The following is an 11935-nucleotide window of genomic DNA, read 5'->3' as shown; positions in this document are numbered from 1 at the left end:
CACATCCAGGACGGATGTGGAACGGAAGGCCCGGTCAAAGTGTTCTTAGGACATTGACGGGGAACCGCCGTCGGGCGGACCCGCCCGGGGATCTTGGGGAATCGGCAACGATGGAGAAGCGTGTGATGACGGACAGCAAGCGGCGCAGGGGCCTCGCGGCCGCGTCCGTACTGCTCGGCGGCGTGCTGGTGCTTTCGGCCTGTAACGACGACGGCGGTGGCGCGAGCGCCGACAGCTCAAAGACGTCACAGGCACAGGTGGACGAGGCGGCCGCCAAGGACACCTCCGAGGCGCAGATAACGATCGCGCCGAAGAACGGCGCGACGAACGCGAGCATCAACAACGCCGCGGTCGTCACCGTCGCCAAGGGCAAGCTGACCGAGGTCACCATGACCACGGCGGAGGGCGACGCCGTCGAGGGCACCCTCGCCGCCGACGGCTCCAGCTGGAAGCCCAGCGGTCAGCTGGAGCGTTCGACGACGTACAAGATCAGTGCCACGGCGGCCGACTCCGAGGGCCGTGAGGCGCACGGCAACAGCTCCTTCACCACGGTCTCGCCCGAGAACAGCTTCATCGGGAACTTCACCCCCGAGGACGGCTCCACCGTCGGCGTGGGCATGCCCGTCTCGATCAACTTCAACAAGGCGATCACGGACAAGAAGGCCGTCCAGGACGGCATCACCGTGACGTCCAGCAGCGGCCAGGAGGTCGTCGGCCACTGGTTCAACAACCAGCGCCTCGACCTGCGCCCCGAGGACTACTGGCAGGGCGGCTCCACCGTCACGCTGAAGCTCGCGCTGGACGGCGTCGAGGGCGCCGACGGCGTCGTCGGCGTGCAGCAGAAGACGGTCACCTTCAAGGTCGGCCGCAACCAGGTCTCGACCGTGGACGCCAAGGCGCACACCATGACGGTCACCAGGGACGGCAAGACGGTCAAGACGATCCCGATCTCGGCCGGCTCCTCCGACAACCCGACGTACAACGGCCAGATGGTGATCTCCGAGAAGTTCAAGGAGACCCGTATGGACGGCTCGACCGTCGGTTTCACGGACGACGACGGCAAGGGTGAGTACGACATCAAGGACGTGCCGCACGCCATGCGGCTCTCCACCTCGGGCACCTTCATCCACGGCAACTACTGGGGCGCCAAGTCGATCTTCGGCAGCGCGAACACCAGCCACGGCTGTGTCGGCCTGTCCGACACCAAGGGTGCGGACGACTCCGGCACGCCTGCCGCGTGGATGTACGAGAACTCGCTCATCGGCGACGTCGTCATCGTCAAGAACTCCCCGGACAAGACGATCTCCCCGGACAACGGCCTCAACGGCTGGAACATGAGCTGGTCGGAGTGGACGGCCGGCGCCGCCTGACCTGCTGAGCAGCACGCCCCTTCCCCTCCGAAGGCGGCGGCACCCGGATCCTTCCGGGCGCCGCCGCCTTCGGCGTGCACGGGGCGCCGTGTCAGGCGTACGAGCGGTGCCGCGTCCGGCGTATGAGGGGTGACGGCGTTCTCATCCCTCTCTCATCGGAGACTTAACTCTTCATCACACCGGCTCCATAATCTTCGCGCCATGTTCTTCACCTACCTCCGGCGCGAGCTGCGCCGCCGCAGAAAGGCGGCGCTCGTCGTCGCCTCGGGGCTCGCCCTCGGCATTGCGCTGGTCATCATCGTCAGTTCGGTCTCATCGGGCATGACCAAGGCCCAGGACAAGGTCCTCGAATCGCTGTACGGCCTCGGCACGGACATGACCGTGACCAAGGCCGCGGCCGCCCCGGGCTCCGGCTCGGGCAGCAACGAGCGGCCCAAGTTCGAATTTGACGCGAAGGACGACGACGACGCGACCCAGAGCACCGACCGGGTCATGGTCCAGGGCTTCCAGACGCTGGCATCGAGCACCGTCGACAAGGTCGGTGAGCAGGACGGGGTCGCGGACGCCGTCGGCGGGCTCAGCCTGACCGTCATGAAGGTCGACGGCCAGTTCAAGCGCGGCGAGTTCAAGCAGGACGAGGGCGCCACCTCCGAGGGCCGAGGCCCCGGTGGCGGCTCGGGCGGCGGCCAGCCGCAGGGTGAGGTCAGGGGCGGCGGCGCCTCGTTCGACGTCAACTCCTTCACCGTGTACGGCACCGATGTCACCCAGCAGGGTCTGGGCCCGCTGACCTCCTCCAAGATCACCAAGGGCCGTACCTTCAAGGCGTCCGAGACCGACGCCAAGGTCGCGGTCGTCGACTCCGCCTACGCCAAGGAGAAGGAGCTCGCGGTCGACAAGACCGTCACCATCTCCGGCACCACGTACAAGGTCATCGGCGTCTCCACCGCGGACAGCGGTGACGCGGCGGCCAACGTCTACATCCCGCTGAAGCAGGCGCAGACCGTCGCCGACTCCAAGGACAAGGTCACCACGGTCTACGTCCAGGCCGCCGACTCGCAGAAGATCGACACCGTCAAGGCCGCCATCCAGAAGAACATCACCGGCACGACGGTCACCACATCCGCCGACCTCGCCGACACGGTGTCCGGCTCTCTCTCCACCGCCTCCGACCTGGCCGCCGGCGTCGGCAAGTGGCTCTCCATCGCGGTCCTGATCGCGGCGTTCCTCGTCGCGGGCCTGCTGACCTCCTCCGCCGTCAGCCGCCGCGTGCGGGAGTTCGGCACCCTCAAGGCCCTGGGTTGGAAGAGCGGGCGCGTGACCCGCCAGGTCATCGGTGAAGCCCTCGTCAACGGTCTGATGGGCGGTGTGCTCGGTATCGCCGTCGGCGTCGCCGGAGCGTACGTCGTGACCGCCATCAGCCCCACCCTCAGCGCCCAGCTCGGCTCCACGGGCGGCGGCGGAGGCGGCGGCATGGGCGGCGGCGGTCCGATGGGCGGTGGCATGGGCGGCGGTGGCCGTCAGGCCGCCTCCAAGACCCTGGACATCGCGCTGACCGCGCCGGTCTCCCTCACCACGATCCTCGTCGCGGTCGGCCTCGCAGTGGCGGGCGGACTCATCGCCGGCGCCTTCGGCGGCTGGCGTGCCTCCCGGCTACGCCCCGCCGACGCGCTGCGCCGCGTCGCGTAGGGCGCGTCCCGAAAGCCCCGCCCCTCCCTCTTCGTACGTACAGCAGCAGGAGTCCACACGTGTACCAGCTCAAGGGCGTCACCAAGCGCTACATGCGCGGCAAGAACCCCGTCGACGCGCTCGCCGGTGTCGATCTGACCATCGAGGACGGCGGAAGGCTCGTCATCCAGGGCCCGACCGGCGGCGGCAAGTCCACCCTCCTGCAGATGCTCGGCGGTCTCGACCGGCCCACCTCGGGCACCGTCGAGCTCGACGGAGTCGATCTGGCCCGGCTCCCCGAGTCCCGGCTCACCAAGGTCAGGGCCGAGTCCATCGGATTCGTCTTCCAGAGCTTCAACCTGATCCCGACGCTCACCGCCCAGGAAAACGTCGAGACCGCCCTTGTCCCCCTCGGCCTGGGCGCGCGGACCCGCCGCGAACGGGCCGCCGAAGCGCTGGAGTCCGTGGGCCTCGGCGACCGCCCCACCCACCTGCCGAGCGAGATGTCCGGCGGCCAGCAGCAGCGCGTCGCGATAGCCAGGGCGCTGGTGAAGCGGCCGAAGGTGCTGCTCGCCGACGAACCGACCGGCAACCTCGACGAGTCCATGCGCGACGAGATCATGGACCTGCTCGACGGGCTGTGGAAGGAGCACGGGCTGACCTTCGTGATGGTCACCCACGACAGCTCACTCGCCCGCAAGGCGCCCCGGGTGGCGACCATCCGTAAGGGGAAGGTCACCGTGACGGAGAACGCCCCGGCCTGAACCCCGGCGCGGACCTCACGGCCGCCCTCCTCCGGCTGTGAGGTTCGCCACCCGCGCACCCGGGAGGCGCGGGTGGTGTGAGGTCCGTCAGCCCCGGCAGAAACGGGTGTTCGAGGACAGAAGGGCCCCTACCTGGGCGTACGGCCATGGCCACTATGTGGATGTCTCCGGAGCGGTGTGGCGTACCGCTGCGAGAATTGCACGGTGCAACGGTCCCCACGGGCCGGTGGCGCCCCCGGGGACGGGGGGCGCCGGCGCACAAGAGCCCACCCACGGAAGGTCTTGATCAGATGCCGGCCAGCTCCGATTCCCTCAGCCAGCGCACCTCCGAGAACCGTGTGATCGAGCCGCTCTACGCGGAGATCCTTCGGCGCAACCAGGGCGAGGGAGAGTTCCACCAGGCGGTGCGAGAGGTCCTCGAAACCCTGGGCCCCGTGCTGGCGAAGCGACCGGAGTTCGTCGACGCCCGCATCATCGAGCGCGTCTGCGAGCCCGAGCGCCAGCTCATCTTCCGGGTGCCGTGGTCGGACGACTCGGGCGACATCCACGTCAACCGCGGCTTCCGTGTCGAGTTCTCCAGCTCGCTCGGCCCGTACAAGGGCGGACTGCGCTTCCACCCGTCCGTCAACCTCGGCATCGTGAAGTTCCTCGGCTTCGAGCAGATCTTCAAGAACGCCCTCACCGGCATGCCGATCGGCGGCGGCAAGGGCGGCGCCGACTTCGACCCAAAGGGCCGCTCGGACGCCGAGATCATGCGGTTCTGCCAGTCGTTCATGACTGAACTCCACCGCCACCTGGGCGAGTACACCGACGTGCCCGCCGGTGACATCGGTGTCGGCGGCCGGGAGATCGGCTACCTCTTCGGCCAGTACAAGCGCATCACCAACCGCTACGAGTCCGGTGTCCTCACCGGCAAGGGCCTCGGCTGGGGCGGCGCCCTGGTGCGCACCGAGGCCACCGGCTACGGCTGTGTCCTGTTCACCGCCGAGATGCTGCGGGTGCGCGGCGAATCCCTCGAAGGCCAGCGCATCGCGGTCTCCGGCTCCGGCAACGTTGCCATCTACGCGATCGAGAAGGCCCAGCAGCTGGGCGCGACCGTCGTGACCTGCTCGGACTCCGGCGGCTACGTCGTGGACGAGAAGGGCATCGACCTCGCCCTGCTCAAGGAGATCAAGGAGGACGGCCGCGGCCGGATCTCCGAGTACGCCGAGCGGCGCGGCGGGCATGTGCGGTACGTCGAGGGCGCCGGCGTCTGGAGCGTCCCGGTGGACGTGGCGCTGCCCTGCGCCACCCAGAACGAACTCCACGAGGCCGACGCGCAGACCCTCGTACGCAACGGGGTCAAGGCGGTCGCCGAGGGTGCCAACATGCCCACCACCCCCGACGCGGTCCGCGTCTTCCAGGACGCGGGCGTCGCCTTCGCGCCCGGCAAGGCCGCCAACGCGGGCGGGGTGGCCACCAGCGCCCTGGAGATGCAGCAGAACGCCTCCCGCGACTCCTGGACCTTCGCCCACACGGAGGAGCGGCTGGCGGACATCATGCGCCACATCCACGAGTCCAGCTACACCACCGCCGAGCGCTACGGCAGCCCCGGCAACTACGTGGTCGGCGCGAACATCGCCGGCTTCGAGCTCGTCGCGGACGCGATGCTGGCCCAGGGCCTGATCTGACACCCCCGTGCCGTACGGCCCGGAGCCCGGGGCCCCGGGCCGTACGAGGGGCATGCGGTGGAAGCGCTGGTGTACGCAATCGCGCGTACACTTTCTCTTATGGCTGACACTGTGACCGTACGTGAGGTTCGCACCCACCTGGCCGAGGTCATCGACAGGGCGGAGGGCGGGCGGACGACCGTCGTGACCCGCAATGGCAAGCGGGTCGCCGCGCTCGTGCCCATAGAGGTGCTCGACGCCTTGGACGCCGCGGCTGACGAAATGGCCGCACGGGAAGCCGAAGCCCATCGTCAGGATCCGACGGTCAGCATGGCTGAACTCATCGCGGATCTGTTCGAGGGTGGAGACCGGCCCGAGTGAAGTACGCCTTTCGTTTCACGGCTCACGCTCAGCGCCAGCTCCGTTCGATCGACCGGCAGGACGCTCTGCGCATCCTGACCGCCATCACGCCTCTCGGGGACGACCCGTGGCGGGAGGGCGCGGACGTGAAGAAGCTGTCGGGCCACGAGGGCCTGTACCGGGTGCGCGCTGGAGACTTCCGTGTCGTGTACGAGATCCAGAACGAGGTTCTGGTCATCCTCGTCGACAGAAGTGACGTCTACCGGGGACTCTGAGGGCCGGCCCGGTAACCGCCGTTCTGCCGACAGCAGATCCGCCCGGCGAGGAAGGATTTCCCTTCCCGCGCCGGGCTGTCGGCTCCTACGCTCGGACGATGAGCAGCCACCCGCGGGACCACGCCCGCGTCATCCCCCTGCGCCCCGTCCCCGCCGACAGGGAGCCGCTCTGGCGGGACGTCGTCGGCGATGTCCTGCGCCGCGAGCGCAACGCCCAGGGACGGACGCTCAAGGACGTGGCCGATACCGCCCGCATCTCCATGCCCTACCTCTCCGAGATCGAGCGCGGCCGCAAGGAGGCGTCGTCCGAGGTGCTCGCCGCGGCGGCCCGCTCCCTCGGTCTCGGGCTGGCCGACGTACTGTCCCTGGCCCACCAGGAACTGACCCGGGCCGCCGGGACGGCCAGGACCGCACCGACCCGGGTCCCTACGGTCCAGGTGCGGCTGGCCGCCTGATCACTCCGAGGCTGCGGGCGCCGGGGCGATGCCCGTCGGGCAGGACCGGCCCCAGTTCGTCTCCGAAGGGGACTCCAGCGTGGCGCCCGTACCGCCGATGCCGCAGTAGCCGTCGGGGTTCTTGTCCAGGTACTGCTGGTGGTATCCCTCGGCCGGCCAGAAGGTGCGGCCATCGGCCGGGAGGATCTCCGTGGTGATCTCCTTGAAGCCCGCGCCGGTCAGCACCTGCTGGTACGCCTCGCGGGACGCGGCAGCGGCCTCCGCCTGCTCGGGGGAGTGGGTGTAGAGCGCCGAGCGGTACTGCGTACCCACGTCGTTGCCCTGGCGGAAGCCCTGGGTCGGGTTGTGGGACTCCCAGAAGACCTTCAGCAGGTCGGCGTAGCTCACGACCTTCGGGTCGAAGACGACGCGGACCGCCTCGGTGTGGCCGGTCAGACCCGAGCACGTCTCCTCGTACGAGGGATTCTCGGTGTAACCGCCCTGGTAGCCGACGAGCGTCGTCCAGACGCCCTCCGTCTGCCAGAACTTGCGCTCGGCGCCCCAGAAACAGCCCAGCGCGAAGTCGGCGACCTCCAGGCCCCGCGGGTACGGGCCGGACAGCGGGTTGCCGAGGACCGTGTGGCGGGACGGCACGGAGAATTCGGGGGTGGGGCGACCGCGCAGGGCCTCCTCCGGGGTGGGGAGCTGCGGGGTGCGGTGGGTCAGGAACATGCGGGGGCTCCTCCGGGGTCGGTGTTCGCTCCGTACAACGCCGCGGGGGCGCCGGGGATTCCGGGTCTCAGGCCGCGGGGGCCGGGGGCTCACGGCGCTGCTCGTCACCCTCACCGTGCCGGTCGGCGGGGCGCTCGTACGCAGCCATGTACGAGGCGGTCTTCCTGCGCGCCCGCAGCCAGAACCAGACGGCGAGCGCTATCAGGATCAGCGGGATCAGTCGTGCCATGGGTGTGCGGTCCAATCCGGAGATGGCGGGTTTGCCGGGTCAGTGGAGCAGCGTCGCGGGGCTGCCGCCGTTCGCCTCGTAACCGGCGACGGCCAGCGCCCGGTACACCGTGTACTCGGCGGCCGGGTCGGGATTCTGGATCCAGGGCAGCGCACCCACATGGCCGTCGATGTGGACGAACTGGTGCATCGCCTCCGACCAGCGTTCCATGCGGACCAGGAAGAGGACCAGCAGGTGCCGGACATGGGCGAGCACCGGGTCGTCCGCGCGGGCCGCGTGCACCGCGAACATCGCGCCCTCGACCGCCTTCGTCACGGCGAGGCCGCTGTAGAACCCCCGCACCAGATTGACCTCGGGCAGATGCTCGTACAGCGCGAACAGCGGCAGCGCGGCGAGCAGCGAGCCCTGCGGGGCGCGGGCGGCGGCCGCCGTCGCGAAGCGGTCGGCCTCCTCGCGGGAGCCGTGCCACTTCTCGCACCAGAAGTGCAGGGCCGCGATGTGCGCGCCCATGTGCGCGGGCGCACGGTCGATGATCTTCACCCAGAGCTGGTCGAACTCCTCGTGGGAGTAACCGAGGCCACGGGCCACGGCCAGCTCGACGATGTACGGCACGGGGTCGCCCGGGGCCAGCAGGGCCGCGTCCCCGCAGACCGTACGGGCCTCCTCCAGGATGATCCGGAAGTCGTCCGTGCCCACGGTGCCGGTGCGCCAGGCCTGCTGGACCAGGAACTCCGCGTGCACCGCCGCCCCGCCCGCGTCCTTCGGGGCATCGGCCCGCCACTCCCGCAGCCACGCCCCGCCGACGCCGGGCCGCTGGGCCAGTTCGAGGGACGCCGCGCCGGCGAACGCCTGCACCCGCTGCCAGCGGACCTCGCTCTCCTTGGGCGTACCCGCGAGCAGCTGGGACGCGGCGCGCCAGCTCCCGGTCCCCTGGACGACATCGAGGACGTCGAGCAGATCCTGGTCGGGCCCCGGCATCCGGATGTCCAGCTCCTCCTGGCGCGCGAAGCCGTAGGTGTCGGGGTCGGCGGCGTCGGGCGAACCGGGCGCGACCTGGCGGATACCGCCACGGCGTCGCAGCATGACGGGGCCGAGTACGGCGGCGAGCATGCACAGGGCGAGCAGGACCCAGAGAATCTCCATGCGGTCCATTGTCCCCGGACGGGCGGCCGCGCGGCGAGTGGCCTGTGACACCCCTCCCGACGAACTACGCTCGGGCCTCATGAGCGACCAGCACAGCTTCGAGACCCTTGCGATCCACGCCGGCAACACGGCGGATCCCCTCACCGGCGCCGTGGTCCCGCCGATCTACCAGGTGTCCACGTACAAGCAGGACGGTGTGGGCGGACTGCGCGGCGGTTACGAGTACAGCCGCAGCGCCAACCCGACCCGCACCGCACTGGAGGAGAACCTGGCGGCACTCGAGGGCGGCCGCCGCGGGCTCGCCTTCGCGTCGGGCCTCGCCGCGGAGGACTGCCTCCTGCGCACGCTGCTGACACCCGGCGACCACGTGGTCATCCCGAACGACGCCTACGGCGGCACGTTCCGGCTGTTCGCCAAGGTCGCGTCGCGCTGGGGCGTGGAGTTCTCGGTCGCCGACACCTCGGACGTGAGCGCGGTACGGGCGGCGCTCACCCCGCGTACCAAGGCGATCTGGGTGGAGACGCCGTCCAACCCGCTGCTCGGCATCACCGACATCGCGGCCGTCGCCGGAGTGGCCCGGCAGGCGGGCGTGCGCCTCGTCGTCGACAACACCTTCGCGAGCCCCTACCTCCAGCAGCCCCTCTCGCTCGGCGCCGATGTCGTCGTGCACTCCACCACCAAGTACATGGGCGGGCACTCGGACGTCGTCGGCGGCGCGCTCGTCGTCAGCGACCCGGAGCTGGCCGAGGAACTGGCGTACCACCAGAACGCGATGGGCGCCGTCGCCGGGCCGTTCGACGCGTGGCTGGTGCTGCGTGGCATCAAGACCCTCGCGGTCCGCATGGACCGTCACGACGAGAACGCCACCAAGGTCGCCGACCTGCTGACCCGGCACCCCAAGGTCACGCAGGTCCTCTACCCGGGGCTGCCCGATCACCCGGGCCACGAGATCGCCGCCAAGCAGATGAAGGCGTTCGGCGGGATGGTGTCGTTCCGGGTCACGGGCGGCGAGGAGGCGGCGGTCGAGGTCTGCGACCGTGCGAAGCTCTTCACGCTCGGGGAGTCGCTGGGCGGCGTCGAGTCGCTGCTCGAACACCCCGGCCGCATGACGCACGCCTCCGCCGCGGGTTCCCCGCTGGAGGTGCCGGCCGACCTGGTGCGGCTGTCCGTCGGCATCGAGAACTCCGACGACCTGCTGGCCGACCTCACGCAGGCCCTGGGCTGAGACCGGACCGGGCGGGCGGCCGGGGAGGGTTCCGGCCGCCCGGAAGGGTCAGCCCTCCGCTCCCGCCGGCTGGTGCGCCGCCTGGCGGGCCGCCAGCGCGGTGTTGAACCGGGTCAGCAGGGCGCAGAACGTGTCGCGCTCCTCCTCGGTCCACTCGCCGGTCACCTGCGACATCAGCTCACGCCGCGAGGCGCGGACCTCCTCCAGACGCGACTGGCCGCGCGGCGACAGCTGGAGCACGACGGCGCGCCCGTCCTCCGGGTGCGAAGTGCGCTTGACCAGACCGGTGTCGACGAGGGGCGCGACCTGCCGGGTCACGGTCGAGGAGTCGATCCCCATGCCCGAGGCCAGCGCCTTGACGCCCATGGGGCCTTCCACGTCGAGCCGGTTGAGCAGCAGATAGGCCGCCCTGTCCATCGAGTTGCGGACCTGGCCGACACCGCCGAGGCGGGTCTGCTCGGCACGCCGGGCGAAGACGGCCACCTGGTGCTGGAGTACGTCGAGGAGGTGGTCCGTTCCCGGATGTCCGGGGGCCGCGCCCCCGGAAGGAGACGCAGCAGTCGTCATGTCCTGAGGGGGCATGGCCGGGGGCTCTCTTCGTGCGGTGTCGGATGGGTGGGGGACAGAGTACGCGGCCACGGGGCAACGTGTACCAGCGCTGCACAAACCTGTGGACACCACCGCAGGCCGCCATGAGATGCGACGGCCCGGACGGCTCCGAGCTGCAAGACTTGCTGCCATGAGCTTCCGCACGCCAGGTCCCCACCCTCCGCTGATCCTCGACGACATCCGAGGGGCGCAGAAGATGCTGTCGGGGGTGGCCAGAACGACCGGCATGGAGGGGAGCCGTCATCTCAGCTCCCTCGTCGGAGCGCCGGTCCATTTCAAGTGCGAGAACCTCCAGCGCACCGGGTCGTTCAAACTGCGCGGCGCGTACGTGCGGATCGCCGGTCTCAGCCCCGTCGAACGGGCGGCCGGAGTGGTGGCCGCGAGCGCCGGAAACCATGCGCAGGGTGTCGCACTGGCCTCTTCGCTGCTCGGCGTACGCTCCACGGTCTTCATGCCCGTCGGCGCACCCCTGCCGAAGGTCGCGGCGACCCGGGAGTACGGCGCGGAGGTCAGGCTCCAGGGGCAGGTCGTCGACGAGACGCTCGCCGCGGCCCAGGAGTACGCCGAGGAGACCGGCGCCGTCTTCATCCACCCCTTCGACCACCCCGACATCATCGCGGGCCAGGGCACCGTGGGTCTGGAGATCCTCGAACAGTGCCCGGAGGTCCGTACCGTCGTCGTCGGGATCGGCGGGGGCGGTCTCGCCGCGGGAATCGCGGTCGCGGTGAAGGCCCTGCGCCCCGACGTCAAGGTCGTCGGGGTCCAGGCGGCCGGCGCCGCGGCCTTCCCGCCCTCGCTGTCCGCAGGGCACCCGATGGCGCTCGACGCGGTGCAGACCATGGCCGACGGGATCAAGGTGGGCCGCCCGGGGGACCTCACGTTCCCCCTGGTCCAGGAGCTGGTCGACGAGGTCCGTACGGTCACCGAGGACGAGCTCTCCAGCGCCCTGCTGCTGTGCCTGGAACGGGCCAAGATGGTCGTCGAGCCGGCCGGGGCCAGCCCGGTCGCGGCTCTGCTGAGCGACCCGAAGGGCTTCCGCGGGCCGGTTGTCGCCGTGCTGTCGGGCGGCAATGTGGACCCCCTGCTGATGCAGCGCATCCTGACGCACGGCATGGTCGCGGCCGGGCGCTACCTCAGCCTGCGGCTGCGGCTCACCGACCGCCCGGGTGCGCTGGCGGCGCTGCTGGCCACGCTGTCACTCGCCGACGCCAACGTGCTCGACATCAGCCACGTACGGACCGATCCCCGGCTGGGGCTCACCGAGGCCGAGGTGGAGCTCCACCTGGAGACCAAGGGCCCGGAGCACTGCGACGAGGTCGCCGCCACGCTGCGGTCCGCGGGCTATCTGATCCGGGTCTGACTCCGCGTCGGCTGCGCGGTGGATTCCTGGAAACTCGTTGTGTGTCGCGATGTATCGCGTTACGGTTCATCGCCGAACACTCCGGTGGGTTCCCGGCCCCGAGGGGCCCGGAACTCTACG

The 11935-nt window shown here is 70.3% G+C and carries 13 protein-coding genes; 9 read left to right on the top strand and 4 right to left on the bottom strand.

The window, feature by feature from the left end; all coding sequences use genetic code 11:
• Nucleotides 1-110: 110 nt before the first annotated feature.
• The 7 genes from OG623_RS12455 to OG623_RS12425 all read left to right on the top strand — a co-directional run bounded on the left by OG623_RS12455 (nt 111) and on the right by OG623_RS12425 (nt 6538).
• Entirely contained in the window at nt 111-1370 is a 1260-nt protein-coding gene (locus OG623_RS12455) for an Ig-like domain-containing protein (protein ID WP_406146346.1), read from the top strand.
• Nucleotides 1371-1571: 201 nt separating this feature from the next.
• Nucleotides 1572-3056: an ABC transporter permease gene (locus tag OG623_RS12450; RefSeq protein ID WP_406146344.1), complete on the top strand. Its 1485-nt coding sequence runs from the start codon at nt 1572-1574 to the stop codon at nt 3054-3056.
• A 59-nt stretch (nt 3057-3115) separates the two neighbouring features.
• Nucleotides 3116-3799, top strand: coding sequence for an ABC transporter ATP-binding protein (locus tag OG623_RS12445; RefSeq protein WP_406146343.1), 684 nt, complete (start codon nt 3116-3118; stop codon nt 3797-3799).
• 290 nt (nt 3800-4089) lie between these two features.
• Nucleotides 4090-5469 (top strand): NADP-specific glutamate dehydrogenase, encoded by a 1380-nt coding sequence (gene gdhA / locus OG623_RS12440; RefSeq protein ID WP_406146342.1) that lies wholly within the window; start codon nt 4090-4092, stop codon nt 5467-5469.
• 99 nt (nt 5470-5568) lie between these two features.
• Nucleotides 5569-5829 carry a type II toxin-antitoxin system Phd/YefM family antitoxin gene (locus OG623_RS12435; protein ID WP_406146340.1) on the top strand — a complete coding sequence of 87 codons (261 nt, stop codon included), beginning with the start codon at nt 5569-5571 and terminating at the stop codon, nt 5827-5829.
• Complete coding sequence (locus OG623_RS12430) at nt 5826-6083, top strand: type II toxin-antitoxin system RelE/ParE family toxin (RefSeq protein WP_406146339.1); 258 nt, start codon at nt 5826-5828, stop codon at nt 6081-6083. The genes OG623_RS12435 and OG623_RS12430 overlap by 4 nt, the downstream gene beginning before the upstream one ends.
• Before the next feature lie 98 nt (nt 6084-6181).
• Nucleotides 6182-6538: a helix-turn-helix domain-containing protein gene (locus tag OG623_RS12425; protein ID WP_406146337.1), complete on the top strand. Its 357-nt coding sequence runs from the start codon at nt 6182-6184 to the stop codon at nt 6536-6538.
• On the opposite strand, the gene msrA is transcribed toward OG623_RS12425, so the two are convergent.
• The 3 genes from msrA to OG623_RS12410 all read right to left on the bottom strand — a co-directional run bounded on the left by msrA (nt 6539) and on the right by OG623_RS12410 (nt 8621).
• Complete coding sequence (gene msrA, locus OG623_RS12420; protein WP_406146335.1) at nt 6539-7249, bottom strand: peptide-methionine (S)-S-oxide reductase MsrA; 711 nt, start codon at nt 7247-7249, stop codon at nt 6539-6541.
• Nucleotides 7250-7316: 67 nt separating this feature from the next.
• Nucleotides 7317-7478: a hypothetical protein gene (locus OG623_RS12415; protein WP_406146334.1), complete on the bottom strand. Its 162-nt coding sequence runs from the start codon at nt 7476-7478 to the stop codon at nt 7317-7319.
• Between the two features lie 39 nt (nt 7479-7517).
• Nucleotides 7518-8621, bottom strand: coding sequence for a hypothetical protein (locus OG623_RS12410; RefSeq protein ID WP_406146333.1), 1104 nt, complete (start codon nt 8619-8621; stop codon nt 7518-7520).
• A gap of 79 nt (nt 8622-8700) precedes the next feature.
• On the opposite strand from OG623_RS12410, the gene OG623_RS12405 reads away from it, so the two are divergent.
• A complete protein-coding gene (locus OG623_RS12405; protein ID WP_406146331.1) occupies nt 8701-9846 on the top strand; it encodes a cystathionine gamma-synthase in 1146 nt (381 codons plus the stop codon).
• 48 nt (nt 9847-9894) lie between these two features.
• Here OG623_RS12405 and OG623_RS12400 read toward each other — a convergent pair whose 3' ends face one another.
• Complete coding sequence (locus OG623_RS12400) at nt 9895-10428, bottom strand: MarR family winged helix-turn-helix transcriptional regulator (RefSeq protein ID WP_406146329.1); 534 nt, start codon at nt 10426-10428, stop codon at nt 9895-9897.
• A gap of 157 nt (nt 10429-10585) precedes the next feature.
• On the opposite strand from OG623_RS12400, the gene ilvA reads away from it, so the two are divergent.
• Nucleotides 10586-11815, top strand: coding sequence for a threonine ammonia-lyase (gene ilvA / locus OG623_RS12395; RefSeq protein WP_406146328.1), 1230 nt, complete (start codon nt 10586-10588; stop codon nt 11813-11815).
• Nucleotides 11816-11935 lie beyond the last annotated feature (120 nt).

It is taken from the genome of Streptomyces sp. NBC_01012 (assembly GCF_045162755.1).
In the GTDB taxonomy this organism is placed as follows: domain Bacteria; phylum Actinomycetota; class Actinomycetes; order Streptomycetales; family Streptomycetaceae; genus Streptomyces.
Note: the sequence above shows the minus strand (reverse complement) of the source record. Positions and strands in the feature narration are given on the sequence as shown.